Origin of the sequence: Pantoea sp. Acro-807, assembly GCF_011752675.1 — a bacterium.
Classification (GTDB): Bacteria; Pseudomonadota; Gammaproteobacteria; order Enterobacterales; family Enterobacteriaceae; genus Pantoea; species Pantoea eucrina.
In genome coordinates this window covers 999741-1015915 of record NZ_VWXE01000001.1, presented here as the reverse complement: position 1 = coordinate 1015915, position 16175 = coordinate 999741, and the positions used below count along the sequence as shown (strand labels likewise).

Genomic DNA, 16175 nt, shown 5'->3' with positions numbered 1-16175 from the left:
TCCGCGCAGCGTTAAACACGGGCAGGATGCTTCAGCCAATGCCCGAGCTGTTCTGCGGGCATTGGTTTGGCGTAAAAATAGCCCTGGCGCCCATCCACACCGTTAGTGAGAACAAATTTCTCTTCCGCTTTGGTTTCAATACCCTCTGCAATCACCTGCAGCTCAAGGGCTTTGGCAACCGCCACAATCGCGCGCACTAAAGATTGCGAAACCGGTTGTTTGTTGATATCCCGGACAAAACTCTGATCCAGCTTAATGGCATCAATGGGTACCCGTGCCAGCTGAGAAAGGGAGGAGTAGCCGGTGCCAAAGTCATCAAGATGTACCTGCGCCCCAAGCTCCTGAAACTGTTTCATGAGCTTAAGCGCACCCGCTTCATTCTCAATCAGGCAGCTTTCAGTTAATTCAATATCGATCGGGGATTCCGTCAGCCCCGCTTCGCCCAGCGCATTTTTCAAATCGCTGTAGATGCTCTGATCGATAAGCTGTTTCGCGGAGACGTTGACGGCAACGCGCAGAAAAATGCCTTCACTGCGCCACTTTATAATCTGCTGCAGCACATTAAGCATGACCCAGCGGCCCAGCGGGACAATGAGACCGGACTCTTCGGCATAGGGGATAAAGTCGCCGGGCGAGACCATGCCGCGTTCCGGAGAGTTCCAGCGTACCAGCGCTTCGGCGCTGCGCACCTCGCCGTCGCGATCGACCTTAGGCTGGTAATAGACCACCAGGTGATCCTGCTCCAGCGCTTTACGCAGATTGGTATCGAGCCAGAGGTATTCAAAGACCCGCTTGTTCATTTCGCTGGTGAAGATGCAGAACTTGCCGCGGCCATTCTCTTTGGCATGATACATGGCCGTATCCGCATTGCGGATCAGGCTTTCGCGATCTTCGCCATGCAGGGGAGCCAGTGAGATCCCGATAGAACAGCCGCTGTAAACCTCAATAAGCCCGATGCGAAAGGGCTGCCGCAGCCGCTCAAGGATACGCGACGACATCGCCTCCAGCGCCGCCTGACTGGTATGCTCAGCCAGCACCACAAATTCATCGCCGCCAAGACGCGCCAGCGTCTGATCTTTGCCCAGGCAGCTGAGGATAGCCAGCGATACCGCCTGCAGCAGCTGATCGCCGAACATATGACCGTAAGCGTCATTTACCTTTTTAAAATTGTCGAGATCGAGGTAGACCACGCCGGTCTGAGAACCGTTCGCCAGCTCCAGTGCCAGGCTAATTTGCTGGTGAATAGCGTTACGATTAGGCAAACCCGTGACCGTATCGGTATTTGCCAGCACCCGAAGCCGCTCCTGTGCCCGTCGCTCTTCGGTGATATCCGTACCGGAACAGATGAGGAAAATTTCATTTTTCCCGCTGCCGCTGTGAACGAACTTATTACGGAACAGAAACAGTCGCTGACCCTTTTTGGTTTTGACCCAGCGCTCAACTTCATACGAATTTCCGTCGCGGAAAAAACCGGTGATATTACGGCGTGAAGCCTGCGCCTCCTGCCGGGTCATAAATAGCTGAAAGACGTTACGACCGATAACTTCCTGCTCTTTCAGGCCGGTATACTCTTCACTCAAACGATTAAAGCGCTGAATGTTACCGCGCTGGTCGAGGATAACGATAACCGAGTTAGCTTCAGATACCACCTGTTCGGCGAAAGAGAGTCCCTGGGTGAGATCGCGGGCAACCGACGACGTATCACCCCATGCAGAGGCGGTGCCGGCCCAGGTAGACTGGTTCACTTTACGTCCGACAAAGTGCATTGGCACCGGGGTTCCGTGCAGCGGCAGAGTAAGATTAATGCTGGAGGTGATCACCGTCATCGCCCGTAACAGACTGGCCTGCGCCGGAGTAAGCGAAACGGCCAGATTGGTATTGGCATTTTCATCTTCGGCAAAATGCAGTGCGTCACTGTCAGAGGTTAACCGCCAATGGGGGCTGGTGGTGCCAAACAAGGCATACAGCAAGGTTTGCCCCTGTTCATCGGTCATTTAAACTTCCTCCGGCCATGTCTCTAAGACTCTATCTCATTATTTTAGCAACAGTATTCAACCTCCTGCGTAAGCACAAGATGCAAACCGAATATATTTTTGTTTTTATTAAAGAATGGCACGAAAAAGCCCCGAAAACGGGGCTTATAATCATCAGCAGGGACATCTGCCGGGGTTTCCAGCCTGGCTCGGAAAGCGGGCATTGAGACAGTGCCGGTGAAAAGTGCGCTCATCCATGGGCGGCGTTTCAGGATGATGGAGGCGCATATGCTTCAGATAAGTTTGATAATCGTGCACGCCAACCATTAAACGAAAGCTCTGCTGCAATCCGCGCCAGATTTGCTGCCAGCGGGAGAGCGGCGGGGTATCAGCGGCACTCACTATCAGTAAGCAGCGCTTTATCTGCCAGCCTGCGCCGGGAGGCGTCCAGCGATAGATGGACTCAGACATGGCGTACCTCCTTACGCAGTGAAACCTCTGCTTCGCGCACGGTCGGTGACGTGCTGCGGAGCGCACGACGAATAACAAAGAAGGCGGCAACCAGCATGGTGACTGCAACCAGCATAAAGAAGCCGCACAGCGCCGCGTTGATCTGATTGCTGAAGATAATGGTCTGCATATCCGCCACGCTTTTGGCCGGGGCGATCACGATGCCATTGTCGATGCCCTGCTGAAATTTGCGCGCCTGAGCCAGAAAGCCGATGGCGGGTTTTTCATGAAAAATCTTCTGCCAGCCCGCGGTCATCGAGGTGATAAATAACCATGCGGTAGGGAGAATAGTGACCCACGCGTAGCGCTGTTTTTTCATCTTAAACAGCACCACTGTCCCGAGGATCAGCGCCATTGAGGCGAGCATCTGGTTACCAATGCCGAACAGCGGCCACAGCGTATTGATCCCGCCCAGCGGATCGACCACCCCCTGATAGACAAAAAAGCCCCAGCCGGCAACGGCAACGGTGGTGCCGGCCATATTCCCCAGCCAGGAGCGGTTGCTGCCCATTGCCGGAACCACGGTACCCACTAAGTCCTGCACCATAAAACGGCAGGCGCGGGTGCCGGCATCCACGGCGGTCAGGATAAATAAGGCCTCAAACAGAATGGCAAAGTGATACCAGAACGCCATCATCGCGCGACTGTTGAATACCTCGGTGATGATGTGTGCCATACCCACGGCGAAGGTGGGTGCGCCACCGGCGCGTGAGAGCACCGTACTTTCACCGACGTCACGTGCAATGCCGCTCAGCATCTCCGGCGTGACAACAAAGCCCCAGCCATTAATCACCTGCGACGCGTTCTCGACGGTGGTTCCAATCAGCGCAGCCGGGGAGTTCATGGCGAAGTAGACGCCCGGGTCCAGTACCGAGGCGCAGATCAGCGCCATAATAGCCACGAACGACTCCATCAGCATGGCGCCGTAACCGATAAACCGGATATGGCTTTCGCGCTCTACCAGTTTAGGCGTGGTGCCGCTGGAGACCAGCGCATGAAACCCGGAGATAGCCCCGCAGGCAATAGTGATAAACAAAAACGGGAAGAGCGCACCGGAGAACACCGGGCCGGTGCCATCAATGAATTTTGTGACCGCCGGCATTTTCAGCTCCGGCATAGCAAACAGAATTCCTATTGCCAGCCCGACAATAACGCCAATCTTCAGGAAGGTGGAGAGGTAGTCGCGCGGTGCCAGCAGCAGCCAGACCGGCAGCGAAGAGGCGACGAAACCGTAGATCACCAGCACCCACGTCAGCTCTGTGCCTTTAAGGGTAAAGAAGGGGCCCCAGTAAGGATCGGCGGCCACATCGCCTCCATAGATAATCGCTGCCATCATCAGTACAAAACCGATAAGGGAAACCTCAGCAATTTTTCCCGGACGCAGAAAGCGCATATAGACGCCCATAAACAGCGCAATGGGAATGGTGGCTGCGATGGTGAAGAGTCCCCACGGGCTGTTAGCGAGTGCTTTAACCACCACCAGCGCCAGCGCAGAGAGAATAATGATCATCACGCCCAGCGCACCGAGCATCGTCACCACGCCGGCAAAAGAGCCCAGCTCCTGGCGCGCCATTTCACCCAGCGAGCGTCCGTCCCGACGGGTAGAGATAAACAGGATCAGGAAGTCCTGCACCGCGCCGGCGAGCATCACCCCCACCAGGATCCAGATAGTGCCCGGCAGAAAGCCCATCTGTGCCGCCAGAATCGGTCCGACCAGCGGTCCTGCACCGGCAATGGCGGCAAAGTGATGACCAAACAGCACCCATTTGTTGGTCGGAACATAATCCAGGCCATCGCTGAGGCGCTCTGCCGGCGTACGGCGGCGATCGTCAAGTTCGAAGATGCGGCGGGCGATAAACAGGCTATAGAAACGGTAGGCGATGCTGTAGCAGGCGACCGATGCAATAACCAGCCAGACCGCATTGACATGTTCGCCGCGGCTGAGCGCAAGCATGGCAAATGCGCCAGCACCGATTAACGCCACTGCTAACCAGACGATGCCGGTTTTGACGTTGTTCATGAGTTAACTCCTTGTAGAGGCCGGAAAAACAGGCAAGCGAAATACAACGAGTTAAAAGTAAGGTAAAAAAATGTTAACGAAAGGTAGTAAAAGCAGAAGTGTGAAGCGCGATACAAATTTTAAAGCAGAGCAGAAAAGAAGAGGCGGGATAACAGCTGTTATCCCGCACTATGAGCGCCGTCAGGCTGCCGGGCGGGCAACCACGCTGCGGGTCTCCATGCGCACTTCGGCGATGGTGACATCAATGATATCGGTGACGCGATACACCACTTCACCTTTAATCTGCACCGTGCCGCTCTCCTGCGAGCAGACCAGCTCATCGCGTACCGCATGAATAAACGGCGCCGGAATAAAGGCCACCGCACCGTTTTCCTGCAGGCGTACGCGCATACCACCGCGCGATACATCAATGATCTCGGCGCTGAATTTGCGCTCGCTGCCGGCGAAAGGCGTCAGGAAACGCGCATAAAGCCAGTCACCCACATCGCGCTCAGCCATCCGGTTAAGACGGCGACGCTCACCCATGATAACCGTAACGTCACTCTGCGGACGGGCAATGCTCTCACCGCGCACAATAGCTTTCAGCAGGCGATGGTTGATCATATCGCCAAACTTACGGATCGGTGAGGTCCACGTTGCATAGGCATCCAGACCCAGACCAAAGTGCGGGCCGGGTTCGGTGCCAATCTCAGCAAAGCTCTGGAAACGGCGAATGCGGCTGTCGAGATACTGAGTCGGCTGCGCGTCGAGTTCGCGACGCATCTGACGGAACCCTTCCAGTGTCGTAATGGCCTGCGGATCGACGGTAATGCCGTGACCAGCCAGCACGCCGGCTACCTGTTCAGCGTTGGCCAGATCGAAGCCGGTGTGCAGGTTGTAGATGCCAAAACCCAGTTTTTTCTGCAGCACGTTCGCCGCGCAGATGTTGGCCAGAATCATCGCCTCTTCAACCATGCGGTTAGCGATACGACGATGTTCAGCGATAATATCCAGCACTTCGCCTTTCTCTCCCAGCAGGAAGCGGAAATCGGGGCGATCTTTGAATACCAGCGCATGGGTCTGACGCCATTCACTGCGCGCCAGGCAGAGACGATGCAGCAGACGGATCTGCTCAGCAATCGCCTCATTTTCCGGCTGCCAGCTGCCGCTGTTTTCCAGCCAGTCTGAGACGTTGTCGTAAACCAGTTTGGCTTTGGATTCAATCCAGGCTGCAAAGAAATGCACGTCGTCAGCGAGTGCGCCATCCGGCTGGACCGTCACCCGGCAGGCGAGTACCGGACGTTTCTCATGCGGGCGCAGCGAACAGATATTATCGGAGAGCTCGCGCGGCAGCATAGGAATGTTAAAGCCGGGAAGGTAGTTGGTAAACGCGCGCCGGGCGGCCAGCTTATCAAGCTCGCTGCCTTCCGCTACGTAAGCGGTCGGATCGGCAATAGCGATGGTCAGCAGCAGGCTGCCATCCGCCTGCGCTTCCGCATAGAGCGCATCGTCCATATCCTGCGTACTGGCGCTGTCGATGGTGACAAAGTTCAGCGCGGTGAGATCTTCACGCGTCAGCTGCTCATCCAGCATTCCGCCGCATTCACTCTCTGGCGCTTCGCGCTCCAGGTTATGGCGCGACAGCGTGACCCACCACGGCGCCAGGTGGTCGTCTGCGGTAACGATAAATTCAGTCAGCTCAGCATAAAAGCCGCGATCGCCTTTCAGCGGATGGCGACGCATTTCAGCCACAGCCCAGTCACCGTTCTGGAAATCGTGCGTCAGACCGCGCACGGCGCGACACTGAATGGCATCTTTCAGCAGCGGATGATCCGGCACGATGGCGAGACGATCGTCTTTTTTCTGCACCCGGCCGACGAAGCGCGTCAGAAACGGCTCAATCAGGGTATCCGGCTCTGCACTTTCACGATCTTTATCGGTGTGGATCACCGCGGTGATACGATCGCCGTGCATCACTTTCTTCATTTGCGGTGGCGGAATGAAGTAGCTTTTCTGAGCATCAACTTCAAGGAAGCCAAAGCCTTTTTCTGTGCCTTTCACAACGCCTTCGGCGCGCGGAGTCTGCGCGTGAAGCTTCTCTTTCAGCTGCGCGAGCAGCGGGTTATCCTGGAACATAATTTAGTCAGTTTCGTGGCCTAAGAGCGGTGGACAGTTTTACGCGAATCAGGGGCGCGCGGCAAGGTTAAAACGGGTTAAAAAGCCGCAGAGCGCGGCTTTTGTTTCAGAGAATAACGCGTAATCAGGCGATACGCTGCGTGGGCAGGGCGGCGCTAAGCGTGAGCTTCACCGGCACCGATTTAGAGGTCGGCGTTCCGCTGATATCGCCGTAGCTTGAGAGCGGTACCAGCGGGTTGGTTTCCGGATAGTAGGCTGCGAGATTCCCGCGCGGAATGTTGTAAGGCACCAGTTTAAAGCCGCTGACGCGACGGGTCAGGCCATCATTCCAGAGAGTTTCAATATCCACCTGCTGGCCTTCGGTAAAGCCCAGCGCCGCCATATCCTCAGGATGAATAAACACCACTTCACGCTGACCATAGACGCCGCGATAGCGATCGTCGAGACCGTAAATCGTGGTGTTGTACTGATCGTGTGAACGCAGCGTCTGTAGCGTAAACGGCACGGTCACGTCGCTGCCGAGCTGAGGAAACAGCGAGTCGGGCAGGGCGGACGCGCTGAATTCAGCACGCTGCGATGGCGTATTAAAGCGCAGCTCTGCCGCCGCGTTGCCGAGATAAAAACCGCCAGGCTGGTCGCACTTTGTATTGAAATCAGCAAAGCCCGGGATCGTTGCGGCGATATGATCGCGGATAATATTGTAGTCCGCCGCCATGCCGAGCCAGTCGATATGATCGCTGCCCAGCGTCGCGTGGGCGATACCTGCCACAATGGCGGTTTCTGAACGCTGCGTCTCCGCCAGCGGGATGCCCACGCCTTCTGAAGCGTGAACCATACTGAATGAGTCCTCAACGGTAATGAACTGATTACCACCAGCCTGACGATCGCGCTCGGTGCGGCCCAGCGTAGGCAGGATCAGCCCTTCATGACCCGGCACCAGATGACTGCGGTTGAGCTTGGTGCTGATATGCACCGTCAGACCACAGTGCTGCAGCGCGGCTTCCGTAACCGGAGAGTCGGGCGCTGCCGCCGCCAGATTGCCGCCGAGAGCAATCAGCACTTTCACTTCATCACGCAGCATGGCGCCCAGCGCTTCAACGGTGTTGTGACCGGCATTACGCGGGGGTTCAAAACCAAAATGGGCGCCCATGGCATCAAGGAAAGGCTTAGAAGGCTTTTCATCGATACCCATGGTGCGGTTGCCCTGCACGTTGCTGTGGCCACGTACCGGGCAGAGGCCGGCACCTTTTTTACCCAGCTGACCAAACAGCAGCTGCAGGTTGACGATTTCGCGTACGGTGTCGACGGAGTGCTTATGCTGCGTGATCCCCATCGCCCAGGTGATAATCACCCGTTCCGCGCTCTGATAAATGGCCGCCGCTTCGCGGATCTGCGCTTCGCTCAGGCCCGACTGCTGCACAATCTGCTGCCACGAGGTGTTATCTACCGCGTCCAGATAGGCCTCAACGCCCTGCGTGTTTGCGGCGATAAACGTCCGATCGAAAATGCCCGGCTCACCGGCAGCAAGGCGCGCGCGCTCCACTTCCAGCAGCGCTTTCACCATGCCGCGCAGGGCGGCCATATCGCCACCGAGGTTGGGCTGATAGTAGGCGGAACTGATGGTGCCGGCTTTGGATGTGACCACTTCCAGCGGCTTTTGCGGATCGGCAAAGCGCTCCAGACCACGTTCACGCAGGGTATTAAATGTCACAATTTTAGCGCCGTGATCGGCAGCGTGACGCAGGCTGTGCAGCATGCGCGGATGGTTGGTCCCCGGGTTTTGCCCGAGCACAAAAATGGCGTTAGCGTGATCGAAATCGTCGAGACGAATGGTGCCTTTTCCGACACCGATGCTGCGTTTCAGGCCGCTGCCGCTGGCTTCATGGCACATGTTGGAACAGTCAGGGAAGTTATTGGTGCCCATCACACGACCAAACAGCTGATAGAGCCAGGAGGCTTCATTGCTGGCGCGCCCGGAAGTGTAGAGTTCCAGCTGATCGGGATGGTCCATCGCTTTCAGGTGCTGAGCAATCAGCGCAAACGCCGCATCCCAGCTGATGGGTTCATAGTGATCGGTGGTGCTGTTATAGCGCATCGGGTGCGTCAGACGCCCCTGATACTCGAGAAAATAATCGCTCTGCTGATAGAGCGTGCTGACGCTGTGCTGAGCAAAAAACTCAGGCTCGACCACGCGTCGCGTCGCTTCCCAGGTCACCGCTTTGGCGCCGTTCTCACAGAAGCTAAACGTACTTTTATTATCATCGCCCCAGGCACAGCCGGGGCAGTCGAAGCCGCGCGCTTTGTTCATGCGCATCAGATTACGCATATTTTTCAGGGCAGCTTTGCTGTCAAATACGAAACGGGTGGTCGCTTCCAGTGAACCCCAGCCGCCAGCAGCAGCGCGGTAAGGCTGAATTTTACGTTTAAATTTCATGGTAGTCGCAGGCTTATTGTTTATGAGTTGTTATCAGAATATGTCTTGTGTTGAAAAGAAGTGTGCGACTGAGAACAGAGGTTGTCTAATTGATTGACTTAATTGAGCGATAGGCGGCGTTTATCGCCATGGCGGCAAACTGTGATCTACTTCAAATTACCTCAGCTCTGAGAGACACGCGGCTGCGTAAGCAGCGTAATAGTGGCTAATAATTGCTCTTTCACCGTGTGAAGGAGCGCGTCATGAAACAACTCACCAGCCAGATCCACGCGTTTGGTAAAGCGCTGATGATGCCTATCTCGGTTATCGCCGCCGCTGGCATATTTCTCGGACTGGCCGCCGCGCTGCAGAACCCGGCGATCACCGGTGAAGCCTTTGCACAGATGCAGGTGCCACAGCTGATCATCGGCTTTATCCGTAAGGTTGCCGGTGCACTTTTTGCCAACCTGCCGCTGTTCTTTGCCGTTGCCAGCGCAATCGGGCTGGCGAAAGCGGAGAAACCCACGGCCGCTTTTGCCGCCGTCATTGGTTATCTGATGATGAACACAGGCATCAGCGCCACCCTGGCAGCCAAAGGGCTGACCACCGCAACCACCACGCCGCAGGCGCTGCAGCAGGCGGGGATGGATCAAACCAGCGCGATGATGCTGTCGGCAGAATATATCCAGATGCTGGGCATTTTTACCTACAACATGAGCGTACTGGGCGGGGTGATTGCCGGGCTGCTTACGGTAGTACTGCACAACCGCTTTTATACTCAGCAGCTTCCGGTGGCGATCAGCTTTTTTGGCGGACGCCGCTTTGTGCCGATTATTACCGTGGTTGTGCTGCCGCTGGCGGGCGTGCTGCTGGCGCTCATCTGGCCAACTATCGGAGCCGGTATTGCCTGGGTCGGAGAGATGATTGGTAAAAGCGGGCAATATGGCGCCTTTCTGCTGGGAGCGTGCGAACGGCTGCTGATCCCGACCGGCCTGCACCATATTCTGAACGAGACGGTGCGCTTTACTCCGATTGGCGGGATAGCCACCGTCGAGGGACAGAGCGTCGTCGGCGCGCTCAATATCTTTAACAGTTCGCTGACGCATCCGGGGGCGATTCCGGATGACACCGTACGCACCGCCACGCAGTTTCTGGCGCAGGGCAAAATCCCGGTCATGATGTTTGGTCTGCCGGCCGCCGCCCTGGCGATCTACCATACGGCCCGTCCGGAGCATAAGCAGCGGGTAAAAGCGCTGGTGCTGGCGGGGGCGCTGACCTCATTTACCACCGGTATTACTGAGCCGCTGGAGTTCTGTTTTATCTTTGTCTCACCGGTACTTTATGTGCTGCATGCGCTGCTGACCGGCCTCTCGTTTATGCTGATGTCGATGCTGCACCTGATGATTGGCAACGTGCAGGGCGGCGCTATCGATCTGGTGGTATTCGGCATTCTCGGCGGCAGTAAGACCCACTGGTGGTGGACGCTGGTGCTGGGTGCCTGTTACGCGCCGCTTTATTACTATCTGTTTCGCCTGGTCATCACGCGTATGGGGGTAGAGACGCCGGGACGCGAGAGTGAAGATGAGCAGAAAGCGCCGCAGGTCACGGCAGACGAGCGTACCAGAGTCATTATCAGCGGTCTGGGCGGCGAAGCGAATATAGAGGAAGTCGATTGCTGCTTTACCCGCCTGCGGGTACGCGTCAAGGCAATGAATGAGGTAGTTGATCAGACGCTGCTTTCCACCGGAGCTAACGGCGTTAACCGCGTGACGGAACATGATGTGCAGGTGATCTATGGCCCGCAGGTTGAAAAAATTGCGAATGAAGTCAAACAGGCGCTCGGGGTAAGCTGATTTGTAAGCCTGCTAATAGTGAGGATCGCAATCATTGTTAAAAGCGTCGGGCGGATATTTGCGATAGTAACGCTGCCCTTTCAAGAGCTAAGCCATTGCGAGTGCCGGAGATAAGCGCCGGGTAGGGCATTACCCTGAAGCTGCCTGCGGGCAGCTTTTTTGTGCGCAGCGCTTACCGGTTATGAAGCGCAGAGTGCATAAAAAAACCCACCTGTCGGTGGGCTGGCTGAGAACAACGCTGGCTCTTTATCCTGTAAACGCACTTACAGGAATCAGTAACACGTACCGCCAGCATGGTGCGAGCCGGTACCGCCGTGAGGGTGGGTCCCTTTAGGACAGGCAACCGCTGCCGTTGAAAAAACAAATGCTGCAGTTAAAACCAGAAGCGTGGCGACTTTTTTCATTTTTATAGTCCTTTTGCTGTGTGCAATCTTTGCACACCTAATGTATCAGAATAATCCTATAAGTAAATGTTTATTTATCATTAATGCTTATGAGTTATCCCCCAGCCCGTATCGCTTACCGGCTCAGGCAGAGCCAGCTGACAGCTGGCCAGACCGCGCTTGCCCCTCTGTTTGCTCTGTCCCGGCATCGTCGGGTAACCAATATGTTATAATCAGGTCATACGTTAAATTGCCTTCGCGGGCAGTATCAGTTTGCCGTTGGGTGAGGCTCACCAGCTGCTTTAACAGCAATCTGAAAACGTCTGGCACCGCAGTTATCCGCCGTTAGCTCATTGGACAGAGCGCTGGCTACTTAGGGCAGAGAGCGGGGTTAAAATCCCCGACGGCGGTCCAGCCCTCATTTTGCAACATTAAAGGCACTGCATCGGCAGTGCCTTTTTCGTTTTCACCCCCGCCACTCAAAGCGATTTCAAATCTATCCGTTAGACAGCGAGCATCTTTTACACGCGAATAGCCGTAATCGCGGCCTTCTCATTATGATCAACTAAAGCTGCATCGGGCATTTAGCGGCGGGAAGGATCAGGGAAGTTCCTCAGGTGGCAGTGAGAAGTTTAACCGGGCTTGTTCTGTTCACCCTGTCATCAATCCCTGCACAGAAAAGGAGCCGCAGCTGCCGATACCGGCAAGCCTGCTCAGTAATTGCCCGGTGCCGGCTCTTCCGAAACTGACGACCTGGGGTGACAGCATCCTGCTTAACTTCCTGCTGCTGGATTCACTGAATAAATGCAACGGCAAATTGAGATCCATCAGCAGGATTGACGAAAACAGAGCCTCGCAGCACGATGCATTCAGGGAATGTTAGCCCTGGTTAGGTGCAACTTTCCATGCGGGTAATTTGGGTGATATAAGAGACCAAATTACCCGCATGGAAGCCATGATGAAAAAATCGTTTTTTTTAGCTCTTGTCGTACTGCTGGCTGGTTGTCAGTCTAATCCGCAATCTCAGGCCAGACTAAAGGCGAAGCAATCTTCTAAATTTCCAACTGCGGTCGAGTTGAAGAATCAATGTGAGTCGCAAATTCCTCAGGCGAAAGCAGACAGAGATACACTTCTGTGGGTATGCCAGTTCACTTCTGCCATACAATATCGCCTCTTTGATACTGATCTATACCGAGGCAAGATCTGCACCCTGCAAGTTACACAGCCAGTAGGCCAGCAGCCTACGGATGTCATGGTGCTTGAAGGAAACCAAAAGCTCTGTGCTGCAGCAGTCGACGCTATAAAGGGAGCCATAGAGTCAGAAACATTTCCTATGCGTCCGAAAAGCATGAATGAAGTTATACCAGTTCGTGTCGCACCTCAGTAGAAAGAGCCGGGCTTCTCTGGAGAAAATCGGCTAACGAATTATCCAGCAAGGAGTAGCGGCCATTGGCAGATTGTAATTCAGCCAAAGAGCAGCAATTCACACCGTTTTTTTAACCGCCCCCAGGCGGTTTTTTGCTGGAATTAATAAGCCAGGCATCTGCCACATCACGGTGTATTAATCAATGGGGAGCAGGTCTCAGCTGCAGCGGTAAAGCCTGGAAACAGGATTGCGTATCAGTAGAACGGCTATTCAGGACCGGGGAAGGTGTATCGCAATAGCCTGGTGAAAGAAGAGGGTGAGTTGATCGAAGGTGAGCCGCTGAATGATGTCATCGTAATGAGAAGGTAACGTGCGAGGTGCGGAACAGAGATGTTTCATTTTGACATTCATGCTGAGCTACCTGATGATCCGCACTCTGTATCTGAGCAATTTTTTATTTATTACGCAGGTTAGTACATAATAATTTTATCAGATGTTTTATAGTTCATAAGTCATTGATAGGTAATCAAAATAGACATAAAACAATTAATTTACCTGTGTAATCTTGAGCGGGAGCGCCATTTTGGTCGGGCGGCAGAAGCGAGTTTTGTCAGCCAGCCCACGCTCTCAATGCGGCTCAAAAACCTCGAGCGTGAGCTGGGGTTATCGCTGATTAACCGCAGTAATAACTTTGACGGCTTTACCCCGGAAGGTGAGCGGGTGCTGACCTGGGCGCGGGAAATTGTTTCCGTCTATCAGGGACTGAAGCTGGAGGTTGAATCTCTCAAACATGGCGTAAACGGCACGCTGCGGCTGGGCGTGATGCCGCAGTGCAGCGTGGCGCTGCCGGCGCTGCTTAAAGCGGTCGAGACGCGCTATCCTCAGCTGGACTACCGCGTCGCGGCGATGAGCGCCGATCAGCTACTGGAAGCGCTAAACAGCCATACCGTCGACGGCGGGATCGGCTTTTTTGAGCTCACCGCTCTGCGCGAGCTGCATTTTCAGACGGCATTGCTGAACGACGGCGGGGTGGAAGCGATTTTTAACCCGCAGCACTTTCCGGCGCTGCTGAAGCAGCAGCGGCTCTCACTGCATACCCTGGCAGCGCAGCCGCTCTGTCTGGCTGAACCCACGCGCTATTTCCGGCGCTATCTGGACGGGCAGCTGCGCGAAACCGGCCTGCTGCCGCGTGTAATAGTTGAGAGCGCATCCATTATGCAGCTGCTGCAGAGCGCGCAGGTTGGCCTCGGCGTGATGGTTTCACCGTGCGGGCATCTGCTGCCAGAGCTGCTGCAGAATCTGGCACGCCGCCCGATCGATATGGCACCAATGGGACGACAGGCTGCGCTGGTAATCGCAGAGCCGGGACGTGCCTCACCGCTGGCGCAGCACTTTTTTGATGAGGCGCGCCGCCATCTTCATGACTGACGCGTCTCTGCCAGCGCCATAGTAAGCCGGTCTTCCCAGCTGGCCAGCGCCACTCTCTGCAACAGCGTAAACAGGGCGGTATGATCCCAGCCGCTGTTGATCAGCGGCTGCAGGTGGGCGGCACTAAACCGATCGGGCTGACGCGTCAGCTGCCCGCTCAGCGCAGCCACCGCGTCGCGATTATGCGCAGCGTCAGCCAGCAACGCTTCCCGCCACTCACCGGCGTAGCGTGTAAAACGCTGACGACAGCCGTGAATACGCGCGCTGACCGCCAGCGCCAGCGCCTCCGCCTCAGGGTTAACCGGCATCAGCTGCTGTTTCAGGCGCTGCAGGCCGCTCAGAACCGGCGCATCATACATCAGCAGCCAGCTCAGCGGCTCCAGATCGCTATCGTTCAGACAGTCAGCCTGCGCGCTCAGCTGCTGCGGGCTGGCGTAGCGTCGCTCCAGCGGCTTCAGCCCGGGCGAGCAGAGATTATCTTCAGCAAACAGCGTGGCGCAGGCGTCGGGCGGCACTGATGCGCCGGGGATCCAGCGTACCGGCTGTGCCAGCAGCGCCTGCACGCCAGCCACCATCCGCGCCTGGAATCCTGTGAAACCGATAATCTGGGTCAGCGTAATGATATCGGGCTCTGTCAGTCCCACCGCCTCCAGCGCGCCGAGGCTGTGAGCGTTAATCAGCGCCGGCTGCATCGCCAGCTGACGAGCATACTGCGTCATCTGCGTCAGGCGATTGTTGCTCTCGCGGGAAGAGTCGGGACCGGGGAGCGGGTTGAGGCGCGCTGAGTAGTGATTGCACAGGCGCTGAACGCCCGCTACCTGGGCGACCGTCAGGGCCGCGCTCAGCCGGTCGTAGAGTGTCAGCGTATGCGTGTGCGATGCCGTCAGGCTGTCAGGAAACAGCAGCTGGCTTACATCGCGAGCCGCCAGCAGCGCCGGCTGAAAATGGCGAAACAGCGGCTGTAAAACCGTTGCTTCCTGCTGCAGGCCGAGCAGGAATCGATCGTTAACCAGGGCGGCCTCGGGGACCAGCGGGGCGGTGGTGGAGGTGTATGGGCGAGCCTGGCTTTCATACAGCCAGAGGTTATGGCCGGTAAAACGGCGTTGTTCCATAATCCATCCTTTCGCTAAATTCGGGCTGAGCGTACGACGGGAAATTCTGAAAAGCGTGTCGCCACTCGGGGGCAGGCTTATCGTCGCTGATGGTCAGGCGCAGGCAAAAGAATGAAGGGGAATAATTAATATCGAATGGGTATATAGTGCGGTCAGAGAGGGAGTGGGGCGAGTCAGGCTCGCCCCTGCAGAACTTATTTCAGTTCCAGCTCGTTCATTGCAGCGATGCTAAAGCCGCCATCAACGTGAACAACTTCACCGGTGATACCACCTGCCAGGTCGGAGCACAGGAAGGCCGCAGAGTTACCTACGTCTTCAATGGTCACCGTACGGCGAATCGGGGTAACCGCTTCACAGTGGGAGAGCATTTTACGGAAATCTTTGATGCCGGAGGCAGCCAGGGTACGGATTGGACCCGCAGATACGGCGTTGACGCGCACGCCTTCCGGACCCATTGCGTTAGCCATGTAGCGTACGTTAGCTTCCAGCGACGCTTTCGCCAGACCCATAACGTTGTAGTTTGGAATAGCACGCTCTGCGCCCAGATAAGAGAGGGTCAGCAGGGCTGCATTCGGGTTCAGCATCGCGCGGCACTCTTTGGCCATTGCCACGAAGCTGTAAGCGCTGATGTCGTGCGCGATTTTAAAACCTTCGCGGGTCACGGCATTGACGTAGTCACCATCCAGCTGATCGCCCGGGGCAAAGCCGATAGAGTGCACGAAACCGTCAAATTTTGGCCAGGTTTTTGCCAGCTCAGTGAACAGGGCAGTGATGCTCTCATCTTCTGCCACATCGCAAGGCAGAACAATGTCTGAACCCAATTCTTTAGCGAACTCTTCCACACGACCTTTCAGTTTGTCGTTCTGGTAGGTGAAAGCCAGTTCTGCGCCCTGCTTATGCATCGCCTGCGCAATACCGTAGGCGATGGAGAGTTTACTGGCAACGCCAGTAATCAGAATGCGCTTACCGGAAAGAAAACCCATAGCTGTAATCCTTATGGTC

General features: G+C 55.9%; 10 protein-coding genes and 1 tRNA gene. 4 read left to right on the top strand and 7 right to left on the bottom strand.

Going from position 1 to position 16175, the window contains the following annotated elements; translation table 11 throughout:
- Positions 1 to 11: 11 nt before the first annotated feature.
- From pdeR to F3J39_RS04775, 5 genes are all read right to left on the bottom strand, one after another.
- Positions 12 to 1994: a cyclic di-GMP phosphodiesterase gene (gene pdeR / locus F3J39_RS04795; RefSeq protein ID WP_039384551.1), complete on the bottom strand. Its 1983-nt coding sequence runs from the start codon at positions 1992 to 1994 to the stop codon at positions 12 to 14.
- Positions 1995 to 2147: 153 nt separating this feature from the next.
- Positions 2148 to 2444, bottom strand: coding sequence for a CstA-like transporter-associated (seleno)protein (locus F3J39_RS04790; protein ID WP_039384547.1), 297 nt, complete (start codon positions 2442 to 2444; stop codon positions 2148 to 2150).
- The gene (locus F3J39_RS04785) at positions 2437 to 4503 is read right to left on the bottom strand and encodes a carbon starvation CstA family protein (RefSeq protein ID WP_094110939.1); all 2067 of its coding nucleotides are present in this window, start codon (positions 4501 to 4503) and stop codon (positions 2437 to 2439) included. Before F3J39_RS04785 ends, F3J39_RS04790 begins: the two co-directional genes overlap by 8 nt.
- Before the next feature lie 180 nt (positions 4504 to 4683).
- Entirely contained in the window at positions 4684 to 6618 is a 1935-nt protein-coding gene (locus F3J39_RS04780; RefSeq protein WP_145339047.1) for an exoribonuclease II, read from the bottom strand.
- Between the two features lie 124 nt (positions 6619 to 6742).
- Complete coding sequence (locus F3J39_RS04775; RefSeq protein WP_039384537.1) at positions 6743 to 9052, bottom strand: FdhF/YdeP family oxidoreductase; 2310 nt, start codon at positions 9050 to 9052, stop codon at positions 6743 to 6745.
- A gap of 242 nt (positions 9053 to 9294) precedes the next feature.
- Between F3J39_RS04775 and F3J39_RS04770 the strand changes: the two genes are divergently transcribed.
- The 4 genes from F3J39_RS04770 to F3J39_RS04755 all read left to right on the top strand — a co-directional run bounded on the left by F3J39_RS04770 (position 9295) and on the right by F3J39_RS04755 (position 14061).
- Positions 9295 to 10884, top strand: coding sequence for a PTS transporter subunit EIIC (locus tag F3J39_RS04770; protein ID WP_166713872.1), 1590 nt, complete (start codon positions 9295 to 9297; stop codon positions 10882 to 10884).
- A gap of 722 nt (positions 10885 to 11606) precedes the next feature.
- Positions 11607 to 11681, top strand: a tRNA-Lys gene (locus F3J39_RS04765).
- A gap of 541 nt (positions 11682 to 12222) precedes the next feature.
- Positions 12223 to 12654: a cell envelope integrity TolA C-terminal domain-containing protein gene (locus tag F3J39_RS04760; protein ID WP_223811752.1), complete on the top strand. Its 432-nt coding sequence runs from the start codon at positions 12223 to 12225 to the stop codon at positions 12652 to 12654.
- 510 nt (positions 12655 to 13164) lie between these two features.
- Complete coding sequence (locus F3J39_RS04755) at positions 13165 to 14061, top strand: LysR family transcriptional regulator (RefSeq protein WP_039384523.1); 897 nt, start codon at positions 13165 to 13167, stop codon at positions 14059 to 14061.
- Here F3J39_RS04755 and F3J39_RS04750 read toward each other — a convergent pair.
- Complete coding sequence (locus F3J39_RS04750; protein WP_166713871.1) at positions 14052 to 15173, bottom strand: oxidoreductase; 1122 nt, start codon at positions 15171 to 15173, stop codon at positions 14052 to 14054. The two genes, F3J39_RS04755 and F3J39_RS04750, sit on opposite strands and share 10 nt — an antisense overlap.
- A 194-nt stretch (positions 15174 to 15367) precedes the next feature.
- On the bottom strand, positions 15368 to 16156 hold the full coding sequence (gene fabI, locus F3J39_RS04745; protein WP_039384517.1) for an enoyl-ACP reductase FabI: 789 nt from the start codon (positions 16154 to 16156) through the stop codon (positions 15368 to 15370).
- Positions 16157 to 16175 lie beyond the last annotated feature (19 nt).

Bases quoted from the DNA above. Each gene is read 5' to 3' on its own strand.
- F3J39_RS04785 (WP_094110939.1), bottom strand. From the start codon at position 4,503: ATGAACAACGTCAAAACCGGCATCGTCTGGTTAGCAGTGGCGTTAATC.
- pdeR (WP_039384551.1), bottom strand. From the start codon at position 1,994: ATGACCGATGAACAGGGGCAAACCTTGCTGTATGCCTTGTTTGGCACC.
- fabI (WP_039384517.1), bottom strand. From the start codon at position 16,156: ATGGGTTTTCTTTCCGGTAAGCGCATTCTGATTACTGGCGTTGCCAGT.
- F3J39_RS04790 (WP_039384547.1), bottom strand. From the start codon at position 2,444: ATGTCTGAGTCCATCTATCGCTGGACGCCTCCCGGCGCAGGCTGGCAG.
- F3J39_RS04780 (WP_145339047.1), bottom strand. From the start codon at position 6,618: ATGTTCCAGGATAACCCGCTGCTCGCGCAGCTGAAAGAGAAGCTTCAC.
- F3J39_RS04760 (WP_223811752.1), top strand. From the start codon at position 12,223: ATGATGAAAAAATCGTTTTTTTTAGCTCTTGTCGTACTGCTGGCTGGT.
- F3J39_RS04775 (WP_039384537.1), bottom strand. From the start codon at position 9,052: ATGAAATTTAAACGTAAAATTCAGCCTTACCGCGCTGCTGCTGGCGGC.
- F3J39_RS04750 (WP_166713871.1), bottom strand. From the start codon at position 15,173: ATGGAACAACGCCGTTTTACCGGCCATAACCTCTGGCTGTATGAAAGC.
- F3J39_RS04770 (WP_166713872.1), top strand. From the start codon at position 9,295: ATGAAACAACTCACCAGCCAGATCCACGCGTTTGGTAAAGCGCTGATG.